We start from the raw sequence: 15,203 nt of genomic DNA, 5'->3' as shown, positions 1-15,203 counted from the left end.
GCGAACCTCAATCGAATTGGCCGCTGGCCAGCGCCGCCGCGGCCGCGCGGGTCTCCACGCCGAGCTTTTCGAAGATGTGCTCGAGGTGCTTGTTCACCGTGCGCGGGCTGGTGCCGAGGATCTCGCCGATGTCGCGGTTGGTCTTGCCCTTGGCGAGCCACGACAGCACCTCGGTCTCGCGCGGCGTGAGCGCGGCCTCGGCCAGCCGCGCCGACGAGGCGCCGCCCGCGCCCTCGCGCTGCACCGCGAACAGCAGCATGGTCTCGCCCAATGCGGCCGCGCCGAGGTTGCGCACCGACAGCCGGATGCCGGCCGCCGTGACCACGCCGAGGGTGGCGCCGGGCGCCAGCGCGGCCTCGAGCGCGCGCGGCAGCAGGCCCGGCGCGCGCGCCTCGCCCAGCGCATGCAGCCACAGGCCGGCCTGCGGCGAGCGCCAGGCGACGCGCCCGCGCGCATCGACGAAGACCACGCCCATGCCGGCCACGTCGACCGCGTCGCGCGCCATGCGCGTGATGCGGGCGTTGCGCGCATGGGTGTGCAGGCGCGCCAGCACCTCCTGCGCGCGGATCGGCTTCACCACGTAGTCGACGCCGCCGCATTCGAAGCCCTCGACCACGTCGGCGGTTTCAGAGAGGCCGGTCATGAAGATCACGGGGATGTGCGCGAGCGCCGCGTCGGCCTTGATGCGACGGCAGGTCTCGAAGCCCGAGAGGCCGGGCATCATGCCGTCGAGCAGGATGGCGTCGGGCACCACCAGTTCGAGCCGCTGCAGCGCCGATTCGCCGTCGGCCGCCACCAGCACGGTGTAGCCGCTGGCCTCGAGCGTGTCGCACAGCATGCCGAGGCTGCTGGGGGCGTCGTCCACCACCAGCACCACGGGGCGTTCGGCTTCAGGAAGGGGAGGCGAGGGTGTCTGCATCTTCGGCGAGGGCCTTGCGGAGGGAGTCGAGTTCGAAGCGCGCGACCATGCCGCGCAGCCAGGTGCAGGTGGCGGCCGCGCCGGGCGACTGGGCGGCCAGCCGGTCGAGCGCCTGGTGCAGGCCGCGCACGTGGCCCATCTGCACCAGCCGCATCAGCTCGGCCCGGTCGTCCTCGCCGAGCAGCAGCCGCGGCGGGCGAACCGGCGCGAGTTCTTCGTCGGCCCGCGGGCGCAGCGCGTCGGCGGCATCGAGCCATTCGAGGCCGAGGTGGCGCTCGAGCGTGGCGATCAGTTCGGACTCGATCACCGGCTTGCCCACGAAGGCCTGGCAGCCCGCGGCGCGCAGGCGTTCGGCCTGGTTCTCGAACATGTTGGCCGAGACGATGATGATCGGCAGCGCATCGAAGCCCGAGGCCCGCACCAGGCTCGCGGTCTGCCAGCCGTCGAGGTCGTCCATGCTGAGGTCGAGCAGGATCGCCGAGGGCAGCTCCTCGCGCAGGCTGTCGAGGCACTCGGTGCCGCTCGCGGCCTCGCGCACCTCGAAGCCCAGCGGCGCCAGCATGCCGGCCAGCATCTGGCGCTGCACCGGCTGGTCGTCGACCACCAGCAGCGTGCGGCGCTCGCCGAGGTAGCCCGACACCGGCTGGCGCAGCGCGCCGGCCTTGGCCTGCGGGCCGGGGTCGGCCACCGCGCGCAGGTAGACGCGCACGCTGAAGGTGCTGCCGGCCGAGGAGGTGGCGGCCAGCTTGAGCTCGCCGCCCATCAGCGAGGTCAGCAGCCCGGTGATCGTGAGGCCCAGCCCGGTGCCGGGTTCGCCACGCCGGCGCCCGGCCGCACCGCGCTCGAAGGGCAGGAAGATGCGCTGGTGGTCCTGCGGCGCCACGCCGATGCCGGTGTCGATCACGTCGAAGCGCAGCACCTCGCGGCGCGCGTCCACGTGCAGCGTGACGGTGCCGCTGTCGGTGAAGCGCACGGCATTGGTCAGCAGGTTGATGAGGATCTGGCGCAGCCACTTGGCGTCGGCATGCACCCAGGGCGGCAGCCGCCCGGCGTGGGTGTAGACGAAAGCCAGCCCCTTGTTCTCGGCCTGCGGCCGCACCATGTGCACCACCTGGTCGAGGAAGGCCGGCAGCGCCAGCGGCGCCGGCTCGAGCTGCAGCCGCCCGGCCTCGATGCGCGCGAGGTCGAGCAGGCCGTCGATCAGGCCCAGCATGTGCTCGCCGCTGCGGTGGATGGTCTGCACCGCCTCGCGCGGCGGCAGCGCGGCATCGCCCTTGAGCAGGATCTGCGAGTAGCCCAGGATGCTGTTGAGCGGCGTGCGCAGCTCGTGCGTCATGCCGGCCACGTAGCGGGTCTTGGCCTGGTTGGCCGCCTCGGCCGCTTCCTTGGCGGCCTGCAGCGCGGCATCGGTGCGCTGGTGGGCCTCGATCTCGAGCGTGAGCAGGTGGTTGTGGCGGTTCGACTCCTCCTGCGCCATCTGCCGGCTCTCGCTGCCCAGCACCACCCACCAGGCCGCCACCGCCGCCACCAGCGACAGCAGGGTGAAGACCTTGAGGAAGGCGTCGCGCAGCCGCGGATCGACCGCGCTGGCGCCGGTGATCGCCTCCTGCGCGTAGACCACGCCCATCACCGTGGCCAGCAGCGCCACCAGCGAGGCCGCCACCATCAGGTAGTGGGCGACGCGGAAGTTGAGCCGCGCCGACAGCGCCGGCGGCAGCAGCGACTGCAGCCAGCCGCTCATCTGTTCGGCCGCGCGCGAGTCGGTCTTGCAGCGGTCGTGGCAGCGCGACTCGAGCGTGCAGCACAGCGAGCAGATCGGCGCGCTGTAGGCCGGGCAGTGCGCCATGTCCTCCGACTCGAAGCCGTTGTCGCAGACCGAGCACTTGACGATCTGGCCCGGCGTCCAGTGCGCGATGTCGCGCCGCGCGAGGTAGTAGCGCCCGCGCGTGCGCCAGGCCAGCAGCGGCGAGACCGCGAGCGCGGTGGCCAGCGCGATGAAGGGTGAGAAGGAGCGCGCCCACTGGCCGATGGCGCCCGAGTAGGCCAGCATCGCGAGCGCCGCCGCCACCAGCGTGGCGACCAGGCCCACGGGGTTGATGTCGTAGAGATGGGCGCGCTTGAACTCGATGGTCTTCGGGCTCCAGCCCAGCGGCTTGTTGATGACCAGGTCGGCCACCAGCGCGCCGACCCAGGCGATCGCGATGTTGCTGTAGAAGCCCAGCACATGCTCGAGCGCGGCGAACACGCCCAGCGCCATCAGCAGGATCGCGATCACCACGTTGAACACCAGCCACACCACCCGGCCCGGATGGCTGTGCGTGAGCCGCGCGAAGAAGTTCGACCAGGCCAGCGAGCCGGCATAGGCGTTCGTGAGGTTGATCTTCATCTGCGAGACCACCACGAACAGCACCGTGATGCCGAGGATCCAGGCCGGGTCGCGCAGCACGTAGGCGAAGCCCGTGAGGTACATCTGCGTCGGCTCGATCGCGTGGTTGGCCGGGATCTCGTGCTGCAGCGCGAGGAAGGCCAGGAAGGCGCCGCCCATCATCTTGAGCATGCCCGGCACGATCCAGCCCGGCCCGGCCACCAGCACCGCGGTCCACCAGCGCGCGCGGTTGGCGGCCGTCTTCTCGGGCAGGAAGCGCAGGTAGTCGACCTGCTCGCCGATCTGCACCACCAGCGAGAAGGCGACCGTGGCGGCGGCGCCGAACATCAGCGGATCGAAGCCGCTGCTGTTGGAGACCCGGCCCACGAGGCCGGTGAAGTCGGCATAGAGCTCGGGCTTCTTCACCAGCACCGCGACGAAGGGGCAGACGAACAGCACGATCCAGATCGGCTGCGTCCACAGCTGCAGCCCCGAGATCAGCGTGATGCCGCGCGCCACCAGCGGAATGATGACCAGCGAGGACACCAGGTAGAGCAGCCACAGCGGCCAGTCGAGGTACATCTGCAGCGCGAGCGCGAGGATGGCGGCCTCGAGCGCGAAGAAGATGAAGGTGAAGCTCGCGTAGATCAGCGAGGTGAGGGTGGAGCCCAGGTAGCCGAAGCCGGCGCCGCGCGTGAGCAGGTCCATGTCGACGCCGTGGCGCGCGGCGTAGTAGGAGATCGGCAGGCCCGTGAGGAAGGTGATCAGCCCCACCACCAGGATCGCCCACAGCGCGTTCGAGAAGCCGTAGCTCAGCGCGATCGCGCCGCCGATGGCCTCGAGCGCGAGGAAGGAGGTGGCGCCGAAGGCGGCGTTCGCGACCCGGAACTCCGACCACTTGCGGAAGCTGCGCGGCGTGTAGCGCAGCGCGTAGTCCTCCAGCGTCTCGTTCGCGACCCAGGCGTTGTAGTCGCGTCGGATGCGAAAGATCTTCTGCCCGCTCACGGAATTGACGGAAGGCATCGGGGTGTCTCGTGGAGACGGCGACGGCGAGGGGATCGGCATGGTGCAGCTGCATTGCAAGAAGCGCTCCGTGCCCGCCGTGCGCCCCCCGGTCCGTCGTCGTCGGTCCCGCGAGTCTGCGGGCAGGCGATGCGCAGGCCGCTACGTTGAATGACGTATTCGCGCAGCGGCCAGTGATTTCTAAAGTTCCAGCCATGGTGCCAGCCGCACCGTCCGATGCACTTCGATGGTGCGCGGCCTGTACTTTCCTCAACCTGCTGGAGTTCTTCGATGTCGCGTGATTCCGATCTTTCCCTCGATGCCCTGGCATTGCGTCGCCGCCGCCTGCTGCAAGGCGCCGCCGCACTGCCCGTGATGGGCCTGAGCGGCCTGAGCTTCGGCCAGGGCCAGTTCCCCACGGCCAAGGTCAACACCACCAAGCTCGCCGTGACCGACACCGAGGTGACGGTGGGCCAACTGCATTCGTCCACCGGCACGATGGCGATCTCGGAGACCGGCTCGATCCAGGCCGAGCAGCTCGCGATCGACCAGATCAACGCGATGGGCGGCATCCTGGGCCGCAAGATCAAGGTCATCAAGGAGGACGGCGCCTCCGACTGGCCGACCTTCGCCGAGAAGTCGAAGAAGCTGCTGGTCAACGACAAGGTCGCGGCCGTCTTCGGCTGCTGGACCAGCGCCTCGCGCAAGGCCGTGCTGCCGGTGTTCGAGAAGGAGAACGGCCTGCTGTACTACCCGACCTTCTACGAAGGCCTGGAGCAGAGCAAGAACGTGATCTACACGGGCCAGGAAGCGACGCAGCAGATCATCTGGGGCCTGGACTGGGGCGCGAAGGAGAAGAAGGCGAAGACCTTCTTCCTCGTCGGCTCCGACTACATCTGGCCGCGCACCTCGATGAAGATCGCGCGCAAGCACATCGAGAACTTCCAGAAGGGTTCGGTCAAGGGCGAGGAGTACTACCCGCTGGGCCACACCAACTTCAACTCGCTGATCAACAAGATCAAGGTCGCCAAGCCCGACTGCATCTTCGCGGCCGTGGTGGGCGGCTCGAACGTGGCCTTCTACAAGCAGCTCAAGGCCGCGGGCATCACGGGCGACAAGCAGTTCCTGCTGACCCTGGCCGTGACCGAGGACGAGATGACCGGCGTGGGCGGTGAGAACTTCGCGGGCTTCTATTCGTCGATGAAGTACTTCCAGTCGCTCGACAACGAGAACAACAAGAAGTTCGTGGCCGCCTTCAAGGCCAAGTACGGCAAGGACGCGGTGATCGGCGACGTGACGCAGGCCGGCTACCTCGGCCCGTGGCTGTGGAAGGCCGCGGTCGAGAAGGCCGGCAGCTTCGACGTCGACAAGGTGGTGGCGGGCTCGCCGGGCATCGAACTCAAGACCGCGCCCGAAGGCTACGTGAAGCTCGACGCGAACCACCACCTGTGGAGTAAGGCGCGCATCGGCCAGGGGCAGCCGGACGGGACCTTCAAGGTGGTGGCGGAGTCGGCGGAGCTGATCAAGCCGGATCCGTTCCCCAAGGGCTACCAGTAATTCCCGCCTGCCTGCCTGTCTTTCTCCCTCCCCCTCTGGGGGAGGGCAGGGGTGGGGGCAAGCGGCGTCACCACCGCGCACGCCGCATGCCCCCATCCCGACCTTCCCCCAGAGGGGGAAGGAGCCAACACCCCAATACCTGGAACTGTCGCCATGACGCTGTCGGACATGTGGAACATCGGCCTGATGCAGGGCTTCGCGGGGCTGAGCCTCTTCGCGGTGCTGCTGCTCATGGGCCTGGGGCTCGCGATCATCTTCGGCCAGATGGGCGTCATCAACATGGCGCACGGCGAGTTCATGACCATCGGGGCCTACTCGGTCTTCCTCGCGGCGCAGGTGACCGAGCACCTGGCACCGGCCTTCATGCCGTACTACTTCCCGATCTCGATCGCACTGGCCTTCGTGTTCGCGTTCATCGTCGGCTGGCTGGTCGAATGGGCGCTGATCCGCCATCTCTACAAGCGGCCGCTCGACACGCTGCTCGCGACCTGGGGCGTGAGCCTGGGGCTGCAGCAGATCTTTCGCACCTTCATCGGTCCGAAGGAGGTGAGCCCGACCTTGCCCGAGTGGCTGATGGGCTCGTGGACGCCGCACGAGGGCCTCGACATCCCGATCAACGGCATGTTCGTGCTGGTGCTCACGGCGCTGGTCACGGGCGGCGTGCTGATCGCGCTGCACCGGAGCCGCTGGGGCCTGCGGGTGCGCGCCACGGTGGCCAACCGCACGATGGCCAACGCCACCGGTATCGACACGAAGAAGACCGACCGCCTGACCTTCGCGATCGGCTGCGGCATCGCCGGCGTGGCGGGCGCGGCCTTCACCACCATCGGCTCGACCGGGCCGACCTCGGGCTCGCTCTACATCGTCGACGCCTTCCTGGTCGTCACCTTCGGCGGCGCGGCCAGCCTGCTGGGCACGGTGGTCTCGGCCTTCGGTATCGCGCAGACGCAGTCGGTCTCGGAGTTCTTCATGACCGGCTCGATGGCCAAGGTGCTGACGCTGTCGCTGATCGTGCTCATTCTGATGATGCGGCCGCAGGGCCTGTTCGCCGTCAAGGTGCGTCGCTGACTTTCGCTTTCCCGGAGAACTCCCGATGAATTTCCTCAAGGCCTCGATCCAGCGCTACCAGCTCGGCAGCCTGCTGCTGCTGGTGCTGCTGCTCGCGGTGGTGCTGCCGCTGTCGCTCGACATCTTCCGACTCAACCTGGTGGGCAAGTACCTCACCTATGCCTTCGTCGCCGTGGGGCTGGTGATGGTGTGGGGCTACGGCGGGGTGCTGAGCCTCGGGCAGGGCGTGTTCTTCGGGCTCGGCGGCTACGCGATGGCGATGTTCCTCAAGCTCGAGGCCTCCGATCCGGTGTCGACAAAGATCCAGTCGACGCCCGGCATTCCGGACTTCATGGACTGGAACCAGATCACGGCGCTGCCGGCGTTCTGGCTGCCGTTCAAGAGCCTGCCGCTGACCTTGATCCTGGTGGTGGCGGTGCCGATGGCACTGGCCTGGCTGATCAGCTTCGCGATGTTCAAGCGCCGCGTGGGCGGGGTCTACTTCGCGATCATCACGCAGGCGGTGGCGCTGATCCTCACGGTGCTGATCATCGGCCAGCAGGGCTACACCGGCGGCGTGAACGGCATGACCGACCTGAAGACGATGCTGGGCTGGGACACGCGCACCGACAGCGCGAAGTACATCCTCTACTACGTCTGCGTGGCGCTGCTGGTTGCGGCCATCGTGCTGTGCCGCTGGATCCAGACCAGCAAGCTCGGCACCTTGCTGCTGGCGATGCGCGACAAGGAAGACCGGGTGCGTTTCTCGGGCTACGACGTGTCGAACTTCAAGGTCTTCACCTTCTGCCTGGCGGCCGGGCTCTCGGGCATCGGCGGCGCGATGTTCGCGCTGCAGGTGGGCTTCATGTCGCCGAGCTTCGTGGGCATCGTGCCCTCGATCGAGATGGTGATCTTCTGCGCGGTGGGCGGCCGCATGAGCCTGGTGGGCGCGGTCTACGGCGCGCTGCTGGTGAACGCGGGCAAGACGCTGTTCTCGGAGAGCTTCCCGGACCTGTGGCTGTTCCTGATGGCGGGGCTGTTCATCGGCGTGACGATGGCCTTCCCGATGGGCCTGGCGGGCCTGTGGGAAGAAAAGATCCGTCCGTGGTGGAAGTCGCGTCGCCAGGCGCTGCGCGAGGCTGCGGTCAAGCCGCCTGCGGTGGCCGCGACTCCGGTCGTGCCAACACCCGAACCCACGCTGCCCGAAGGCGTGGGCAGCCAGCGCGCCTGAACCGGAGACCGACCATGAGCAACACCGACTTCGCGCTCGCCGTGGAAGACCTCAGCGTGTCCTTCGACGGCTTCAAGGCCATCGACGACCTCACGCTCTACATCGACCGCAACGAGCTGCGCGTGATCATCGGCCCGAACGGGGCCGGCAAGACGACGCTGCTCGACCTGATCTGCGGCAAGACGCGCGCCAGCGGCGGCAGCATCAAGTTCAAGAACACCGAGCTGACGAAGATGGCCGAGCACAAGCGCGTGCGGCTGGGCATCGGGCGCAAGTTCCAGACACCGTCGATCTACGAGAACCTCAGCGTGTTCCAGAACCTCGAGGTGTCCTTCCCCAAGGGCCGCTCGGTGTTCGGCGCGCTGGCCTTCCAGTGCGACGACGAGGTCAAGGCACGCGTGCAGGCCGTGGCGACGGAGATCGGGTTGGCCGACCGGCTCGACACCGAAGCGGGCCTGCTGAGCCACGGCCAGAAGCAGTGGCTGGAGATCGGGATGCTGCTGATGCAGGAACCCGAACTGCTGATGCTCGACGAACCCATCGCGGGCATGAGCGCGCGCGAACGCGAACTCACGGCCGAGCTGCTCAAGCGCATCTGCCAGAACCGTGCGGTGATCGTGATCGAGCACGACATGGCCTTCGTGAAGCAGATCGCGCACAAGGTCACTGTGATGCACCAGGGAAAGATCCTGGCCGAGGGGCCCATGGAGAAGGTGCAGGCGGATCCGAAGGTCATCGACGTTTATCTGGGGCATTGATGAGTTTTCTCGTTGTGCCGAGTGTTCATCGGTTGGAGCGGGCACACGTCGATGGGGTACTCCCCTCCGCGAATGTCCCCCGCCTTCGGCTCCTCCTTTATTTCGCTGCGGGGAGTACCCCATCGACGTGCGCCTGGACGCAACGGTTGTTGAGTCGCCGGCACCACCGCGGCGTCCCCGTGCACAGGGCAGTGGGTGCTTCCCGCAGCGAAATAAAGGAGGAGCCCGAAGGGCGGGGGACATTCGCGGAGGGAAGTACCCGCTGTCCTGTGCACGCGCCCCGAACAGCAGCACCCCAGACAAAGAACGGACCCAAACAGAGGCCAAGCAAATGAGCAACATCAACCTCAAGGTAGAAAACCTCCACGTAGCCTACGGCCAGAGCGAAGCCCTGCATGGCATCTCGTTCGAAGGCATGGCCAACGAGACCGTCGCCATCATGGGCAGAAACGGCATGGGCAAGACCACGCTGTTCAAGAGCCTCATGGGCGTGCTCCCCTTGAAGAGCGGCCGCATCGAGGTGGCGGGACAGGACGTCTCGCGCGACGAGAGTTTCAGGCGCGTCGCCAAAGGCATCGCCTACGTGCCGCAGGGCCGCATGATCTTCCCGACCCTGACCGTCGAGGAGAACATCGAGACCGGCCTCGAGAACTCCAGGACCCGCCGCATCCCCGAGGAGATCTACGCGCTCTTCCCCGTGCTGTGGGACATGCGCCGGCGCAAGGGCGGCAACCTCTCGGGCGGGCAGCAGCAACAGCTGGCCATCGCGCGCGCCCTCGTCACCGATCCCAAGGTGCTGCTGCTCGACGAGCCCACCGAGGGTATCCAGCCTTCGATCATCAAGGACATCGCCAAGGCGCTCAACGAGATCCGCAAGCTGCGCGGCCTGACCATCGTCGTGTCGGAGCAGGTGCTGAGCTTCGCGATGGACGTGGCCGACCGCCTGTTCGTGATCGAAGGCGGGCGCCTCGTGCACGAGACCGCGCGCGACAAGACCGATGTCGAGCGCATCAAGGCCTATCTCTCTGTTTAACCACAACCCCAACCAGGAGCCACTGCAATGACGGACACGCTGATCAAGGTCGATCTGACCAAGTCGCCCACCGAGAACGAGATGATCCACAACCGCTGGCACCCGGACATTCCGATGGCCTGCTGGGTCAACCCCGGCGACGACTTCATCCTCGAGACCTTCGACTGGACCGGCGGTTTCATCAAGAACAACGACAGCGCCGACGACGTGCGCGACATCGACCTGAGCACCGTGCACTACCTCTCGGGCCCCGTGGGCGTGAAGGGTGCCGAGCCCGGCGACCTGCTGGTGGTCGATCTGCTCGACATCGGCGCCAAGCAGGACAGCCTCTGGGGCTTCAACGGATTTTTCTCGAAGAAGAACGGTGGCGGTTTTCTCACCGATCATTTTCCCGAAGCGCAGAAATCGATCTGGGACTTCAAGGGCATGTTCACCAGCTCGCGCCACATCCCGGGCGTGAACTTCGCGGGCCTGATCCATCCGGGCCTCATCGGCTGCCTGCCCGACAAGCCCATGCTCGACATGTGGAACGAGCGCGAGAAGGCGCTGATCGCCACCGACCCCGATCGCGTGCCGGGCCTGGCCAATCCGCCGTTCGCCGGCACCGCCCACATGGGCAAGATGACCGGCGAGGCGCGTGCCAAGGCCGCGGCCGAGGGCGCGCGCACCGTGCCGCCGCGCGAGCATGGCGGCAACTGCGACATCAAGGATCTGTCGCGCGGCTCGAAGGTGTTCTTCCCCGTCTACGTCGACGGCGCGGGCCTCAGCGTGGGCGACCTGCACTTCAGCCAGGGCGACGGCGAGATCACCTTCTGCGGCGCCATCGAGATGGCCGGCTGGGTGCACATGAAGGTCTCGCTCATCAAGGGCGGCATGGCCAAGTACGGCATCAAGAACCCGATCTTCAAGCCCAGCCCCATCACGCCGCAGTACAACGACTACCTGATCTTCGAGGGCATCTCGGTCGACGAGAGCGGCAAGCAGCACTACCTCGACGTCAACGTGGCCTACCGCCAGGCCTGCCTCAACGCCATCGAGTACCTGAAGAAGTTCGGCTACTCGGGCGCGCAGGCCTACTCGATCCTCGGCACGGCACCGGTGCAGGGCCACATCAGCGGCGTGGTCGACGTGCCCAACTCCTGCGCCACCCTGTGGCTGCCCACGGGCATCTTCGACTTCGACATCAATCCCAACGCCACGGGGCCGGTGAAGATGATCGACGGCAGCATCGACATGCCGCTGTCGCCCGACCTGCGCTGAGAAGAAAAGAAGAACAAGGAAGCCGCATGCCCACCTACGACTACGACTGCGGACGCTGCGGCGGCTTCGAGGCGCTGCGCCCCTCGGCGCTGCGCGACGAACCCGCTGCCTGCCCCGACTGCGGCGGCGCCTCGCCGCGCGTGCTCGCGGCCGCGCCGCGCCTCGCGCTCATGGCGGCCGACACGCGCCTCGCGATGGCCACCAACGAACGCGCGCGGCACGAGCCCGCGAGCTCGCGCGACTACGCGCGATTGCGCCATCCATCGGGCTGCGGATGCTGCTCGACGAGTGCGCGCCGCGGTGCCACGGTGACCGCGTCGAACGGTGCCAAATCGGCACCGTCGCGGCGGCCGTGGATGATCTCGCATTGAGGATTCGGCAAGATTTCATGCATGCGCCGTGCGCATGCAAAGGATGCGGGAAAGTAGTGCTTTCGACCAATCTCCCTCTGAAGAGGGTAGATTCAGCGCCCCGCTCGCATGCGTGAAACTTGCCCAAAACTTTCTGGATTGTTTCGAAACGGCGAACGCCGTGATTCTTTTTGCGGTGATTCAAAAGGATCGAACAGGATCAAACTTCTCCTCACGGACAAACCACCGTTCAACCTGAAGGAGATACCAAATGACCGCCTCGAAGATCCTCGCCGCCGTTGCCGTTGCCCTGCTTGCCGCCACCGGCGCACAAGCCGAAACCTATGACGGCGTCCACACCGTGCACTCCACGGTCTCGCGTTCCGAAGTCGCATCGCAAGCCGTGGCAGCAGCCCGTGCCGGCGATGCCTACAGCGAAGGTGCCACCGCCGGTGCGCAACCCTTCAGCTCGACCGCCGACCGCGCGACCATCCGTGCCGAAGCCGTTGCCAAGGCCCACGATCCGCTGCAAAGCCTCGACCGCCGCGCCTTCTACCGCGACGAAGTGCCGCAAGCCTACAAGAAGCCCAGCGTGTCGTTCACGCGTCAAGCTGGCCTCTGAGCCACGGTGGCACGCCGGTGCGAGAGCACCGGCCGCATGAAAGAAGCGAATGAGGAAAGGGCCTGCGGGCCCTTTCCTCGTGTCTGGCGCGACAGCGCGCCGCTCACGCCAGCGTCTCGCCTTCCTTGAGCACGCCCGCGTTGCGCAGTGCCGCGTCGAGCCAGCTGGCCGCCGTGTGGCCTTGCCTGATCGCTTCGATGCGCGCGGCTTCGTCCTCGACCTTCTTCTGCGCCGCGCGAAGCAGGGTTTCGACTTTCTCCCGCTCGACCACTACCACGCCATCGGCATCGCCGATCACCAGATCGCCGGGACGCACGGCCACGCCGCCGACCGACACCGGGTGCCCGATGCGCCCCGAGGCCAGCTTGGTCGGGCCGTTGGGGTTGGTGCCGACCGAGAACACCGGGAAGTCCATCTCGTCGATCTCCACGCTGTCGCGCACCGCACCGTCGATCACCACGCCGGCGATGCCGACCTGGCGGCAGGCATTCATCATGATCGTGCCCATCAGCGCCGCGCTGCGGTCGCCCTTGCCGTCGATCACCAGCACGTCGCCCGGCTGCGCGAGCGCGATCGCGGCATGGATCATCAGGTTGTCGCCGGGCCGCACCTCCACCGTGAGCGCGCTGCCCACCAGCTTCATGCGGTGGCGCAGGGCCTCGATGCGGCCGTGCAGGGCGCCGCGGCGGCCCGCGACGTCGGCGAGGATGGCCGGCTGGAAGGCCGCGGCGCGGTGCAGCAGTTCGGGGGCAACGCGCTCGAAGTCGCGAACGATGTCGGGATGCGGGTTCATGGTCTGGTGTTCTCTCATTCGGCCTTGACGTCGGCGTCCTTCACCACGCGGCCCCACTTGCGCTTGTCGGCCGCGAGGAAGGCGCGGAACTGCTCGGGCGTGCTGCCCACGGGCTCGAGGCCGTCGGCCGTCAGGCGCTTGGCGATCTCGGGCTGCGCGAGCACCTTCGCGATCTCGCGTTGCAGGCGTTCGACCACGGCCGGCGGCGTGTTCTTCGCCGCGCAGATGCCGGCCCAGGTCACGGGCTCGACCTCGGCGACGCCGGCCTCGGCCACGGTCGGAATCTCGGGAAAGGCCGCGAGCCGGCGCGGACTGGCCACGGCGAGCGCGCGCAGCTTGCCGGCGCGTGCGTACTGCATCGAGCTCACGGGCTGGTCGAAGATCATCGAGACCTGGCCCGCGATCAGGTCGGTCATGGCCTGGCCCGTGCCCTTGTAGGCCACGTGCACGATGTCGATGCCCGCGCGGCTCTTGAGCATCTCGCCCGCGAGATGGCCGCCGGTGGCCGTGCCCGAGGACGCGAAGTTGATCTCGCCGGGCTTCTGCTTGGCGTAGGCGACCAGCTCCTTCACGTTCTTCACCGGCAGGCTCGCGTTGACCAGCAGCATGTAGGGCGCATTGACGACCTGCGTGACCGGCACGATGTCCTTCTCGGGATCGAAGGGCATGCTTTTCAGCACATGCGGCTGGATCGACAGCGTGCCCGTGGTGCACATCAGCAGGGTGTGGCCATCGGCCGGCGCGGCGAGCATGGCCGAGGCCGCGATGTTGCCGCCGGCGCCGGGGCGGTTGTCGATCAGCACCTGCTGGCCCAGCCCCTCGGCCAGCTTCGGTGCGATCAGCCGCGCCACCACGTCGTTCGAGCCGCCGGGCGAGAAGCCCACGAGGATCTTCACGGGCTTCGATGGAAAGGTGTCGGCCGCGCTCGCGGTGGCGGCGCCGAGCCAGGCCGTGCCCGCGGCCACGACCGGCAGCAGCGTGAGAAGGGAGCGGAGTTTCATTGCGGTTCCTGGTGAAGCGGTGGGCCCGAGAGTTCGGCGCGGGCGCGCGCGATGCGCCGGCAGCCTTCGAGCAGCTGCTCGATGCCGGCGGCGAACGAGAGGCGGAAGTGCGTCGGCACGCCATAGGCGCTGCCCTGCAGTGACGCGAGGTCCTGCGCGTCGAGCAGGTGCATCACCCAGTCGTCGCTGTCGGCGATCGTCGTGCCCTGGGGCGTGCGCAGCCCGAACAGCGCGCTGCACGAGGCGAAGACGTAGAAGGCGCCGTCGGGCACTTCGCAACGGATGCCGTCGACGGCATTGAGCGCCTCGACCACCGTGTCGCGCCGCGCGCGGTAGGCCTGGCGGTTGGTGGCGATGCTGTCCTGCGGCCCGGTGAGCGCCGCGATGGCGGCCGCCTGCGCGATCGAGTTCGGGCCCGAGGTGCTCTGCGACTGCAGCTTGACCATCGCCTTGATCAGCGCCGCGGGCCCGGCGCCGTAGCCGATGCGCCAGCCCGTCATCGCATAGGCCTTGGAGACGCCGTTCACCGTCAGCGTGCGTTCCTGCAGGTCGGGCGCCACCTCGGCGAGGGTGGCGAAGGGCGCGTCGCCGTAGACCAGGTGCTCGTAGATGTCGTCGGTCAGCACCCAGACCTGCGGATGGCGCCGCAGCACCTCGGCCAGCGCCAGCAGTTCGGCGCGCGTGTAGGTGGCCCCGCTCGGGTTGTTCGGCGAGTTGAGCATCAGCCAGCGCGTGCGGCCGGTGATGGCGCGCTCGAGGTCGGCGGGCTGCAGCTTGAAGCCCGCCGCGGCCGGGCCGTCGACGAACACCGGCACGCCGCCGGCCAGCCGCGCGATGTCGGGGTACGAGACCCAGTAGGGCGCCGGCACGATGACCTCGTCGCCGGCCGCCACCGTGCACATCAGCGCATTGAAGATCACCTGCTTGGCGCCGGTGCCGACGATGATCTCGCCCGGCGCGTAGCGCAGCCGGTTCTCGCGCAGGAACTTGCCCGCGATGGCCTCCTTGAGCGCCGGCGTGCCGCCGACGTCGGTGTAGCGCGTCTGGCCGTCGGCCATCGCGCGGATGGCGGCCTGCTTGATGTGTTCGGGCGTCTCGAAGTCGGGCTCGCCGGCGGTGAGAGCGAGGATGTCCCGGCCCTGCGCGCGCAGCTCGCGCGCCCTCTGGCCGGCCATGGAACTCGGAGAAGGCTGGATCCGGTTCAGTCGTGGTGCGATGTGAAGCATGCGGCCAGTATCGAAGTGCCTTCGCCGCGGGACAAACGA

Annotated in this window: 13 protein-coding genes; 8 read left to right on the top strand and 5 right to left on the bottom strand. The window is 67.9% G+C overall.

What is annotated here, in order from left to right:
• Positions 1-7: 7 nt before the first annotated feature.
• Both AC07RV_RS32045 and AC07RV_RS32040 read right to left on the bottom strand, forming a co-directional pair.
• On the bottom strand, positions 8-919 hold the full coding sequence (locus AC07RV_RS32045; protein ID WP_093344446.1) for a response regulator transcription factor: 912 nt from the start codon (positions 917-919) through the stop codon (positions 8-10).
• A complete protein-coding gene (locus AC07RV_RS32040; protein WP_296785140.1) occupies positions 891-4,307 on the bottom strand; it encodes a hybrid sensor histidine kinase/response regulator in 3,417 nt (1,138 codons plus the stop codon). The genes AC07RV_RS32045 and AC07RV_RS32040 overlap by 29 nt, the downstream gene beginning before the upstream one ends.
• 270 nt (positions 4,308-4,577) lie before the next feature.
• On the opposite strand from AC07RV_RS32040, the gene urtA reads away from it, so the two are divergent.
• From urtA to AC07RV_RS32000, 8 genes are all read left to right on the top strand, one after another.
• Entirely contained in the window at positions 4,578-5,843 is a 1,266-nt protein-coding gene (urtA, locus tag AC07RV_RS32035) for an urea ABC transporter substrate-binding protein (protein ID WP_057593105.1), read from the top strand.
• Between the two features lie 153 nt (positions 5,844-5,996).
• Complete coding sequence (gene urtB, locus AC07RV_RS32030) at positions 5,997-6,911, top strand: urea ABC transporter permease subunit UrtB (protein ID WP_057593106.1); 915 nt, start codon at positions 5,997-5,999, stop codon at positions 6,909-6,911.
• Between the two features lie 25 nt (positions 6,912-6,936).
• The gene (urtC, locus tag AC07RV_RS32025) at positions 6,937-8,121 is read left to right on the top strand and encodes an urea ABC transporter permease subunit UrtC (RefSeq protein ID WP_296785143.1); all 1,185 of its coding nucleotides are present in this window, start codon (positions 6,937-6,939) and stop codon (positions 8,119-8,121) included.
• Between the two features lie 14 nt (positions 8,122-8,135).
• Complete coding sequence (gene urtD / locus AC07RV_RS32020) at positions 8,136-8,879, top strand: urea ABC transporter ATP-binding protein UrtD (RefSeq protein ID WP_261207132.1); 744 nt, start codon at positions 8,136-8,138, stop codon at positions 8,877-8,879.
• A 331-nt stretch (positions 8,880-9,210) separates the two neighbouring features.
• Positions 9,211-9,912, top strand: a complete 702-nt coding sequence (gene urtE / locus AC07RV_RS32015; RefSeq protein ID WP_057593109.1) for an urea ABC transporter ATP-binding subunit UrtE — start codon at positions 9,211-9,213, stop codon at positions 9,910-9,912.
• Positions 9,913-9,939: 27 nt separating this feature from the next.
• Positions 9,940-11,172 (top strand): formamidase, encoded by a 1,233-nt coding sequence (gene fmdA, locus AC07RV_RS32010; RefSeq protein ID WP_057593110.1) that lies wholly within the window; start codon positions 9,940-9,942, stop codon positions 11,170-11,172.
• A 26-nt stretch (positions 11,173-11,198) separates the two neighbouring features.
• A complete protein-coding gene (locus tag AC07RV_RS32005) occupies positions 11,199-11,543 on the top strand; it encodes a zinc ribbon domain-containing protein (protein ID WP_093344436.1) in 345 nt (114 codons plus the stop codon).
• Positions 11,544-11,793: 250 nt separating this feature from the next.
• Positions 11,794-12,144 carry an alpha/beta hydrolase gene (locus tag AC07RV_RS32000; protein ID WP_208511540.1) on the top strand — a complete coding sequence of 117 codons (351 nt, stop codon included), beginning with the start codon at positions 11,794-11,796 and terminating at the stop codon, positions 12,142-12,144.
• A 103-nt stretch (positions 12,145-12,247) separates the two neighbouring features.
• Here the strand turns inward: AC07RV_RS32000 and AC07RV_RS31995 are convergent, their stop codons facing one another.
• From AC07RV_RS31995 to AC07RV_RS31985, 3 genes are read right to left on the bottom strand one after another with little or no spacing between them, the layout of a single operon-like run.
• The gene (locus tag AC07RV_RS31995; RefSeq protein ID WP_296785147.1) at positions 12,248-12,937 is read right to left on the bottom strand and encodes an RraA family protein; all 690 of its coding nucleotides are present in this window, start codon (positions 12,935-12,937) and stop codon (positions 12,248-12,250) included.
• A 14-nt stretch (positions 12,938-12,951) separates the two neighbouring features.
• Positions 12,952-13,938 (bottom strand): Bug family tripartite tricarboxylate transporter substrate binding protein, encoded by a 987-nt coding sequence (locus AC07RV_RS31990; RefSeq protein ID WP_208511538.1) that lies wholly within the window; start codon positions 13,936-13,938, stop codon positions 12,952-12,954.
• On the bottom strand, positions 13,935-15,164 hold the full coding sequence (locus tag AC07RV_RS31985) for a pyridoxal phosphate-dependent aminotransferase (RefSeq protein ID WP_296785153.1): 1,230 nt from the start codon (positions 15,162-15,164) through the stop codon (positions 13,935-13,937). The genes AC07RV_RS31990 and AC07RV_RS31985 overlap by 4 nt, the downstream gene beginning before the upstream one ends.
• Positions 15,165-15,203 lie beyond the last annotated feature (39 nt).

It is taken from the genome of Variovorax sp. GW821-FHT09B01 (assembly GCF_059418345.1).
The sequence above is the reverse complement of the archived record's forward strand: the minus strand, read 5'-3'. Positions and strand labels throughout refer to the sequence as shown.

Coding starts and splice junctions, on each gene's coding strand:
- AC07RV_RS32045 (WP_093344446.1), bottom strand. CDS start 919: ATGCAGACACCCTCGCCTCCCCTTCCTGAAGCCGAACGCCCCGTGGTG.
- AC07RV_RS32040 (WP_296785140.1), bottom strand. CDS start 4,307: ATGCCTTCCGTCAATTCCGTGAGCGGGCAGAAGATCTTTCGCATCCGA.
- urtA (WP_057593105.1), top strand. CDS start 4,578: ATGTCGCGTGATTCCGATCTTTCCCTCGATGCCCTGGCATTGCGTCGC.
- urtB (WP_057593106.1), top strand. CDS start 5,997: ATGACGCTGTCGGACATGTGGAACATCGGCCTGATGCAGGGCTTCGCG.
- urtC (WP_296785143.1), top strand. CDS start 6,937: ATGAATTTCCTCAAGGCCTCGATCCAGCGCTACCAGCTCGGCAGCCTG.
- urtD (WP_261207132.1), top strand. CDS start 8,136: ATGAGCAACACCGACTTCGCGCTCGCCGTGGAAGACCTCAGCGTGTCC.
- urtE (WP_057593109.1), top strand. CDS start 9,211: ATGAGCAACATCAACCTCAAGGTAGAAAACCTCCACGTAGCCTACGGC.
- fmdA (WP_057593110.1), top strand. CDS start 9,940: ATGACGGACACGCTGATCAAGGTCGATCTGACCAAGTCGCCCACCGAG.
- AC07RV_RS32005 (WP_093344436.1), top strand. CDS start 11,199: ATGCCCACCTACGACTACGACTGCGGACGCTGCGGCGGCTTCGAGGCG.
- AC07RV_RS32000 (WP_208511540.1), top strand. CDS start 11,794: ATGACCGCCTCGAAGATCCTCGCCGCCGTTGCCGTTGCCCTGCTTGCC.
- AC07RV_RS31995 (WP_296785147.1), bottom strand. CDS start 12,937: ATGAACCCGCATCCCGACATCGTTCGCGACTTCGAGCGCGTTGCCCCC.
- AC07RV_RS31990 (WP_208511538.1), bottom strand. CDS start 13,938: ATGAAACTCCGCTCCCTTCTCACGCTGCTGCCGGTCGTGGCCGCGGGC.
- AC07RV_RS31985 (WP_296785153.1), bottom strand. CDS start 15,164: ATGCTTCACATCGCACCACGACTGAACCGGATCCAGCCTTCTCCGAGT.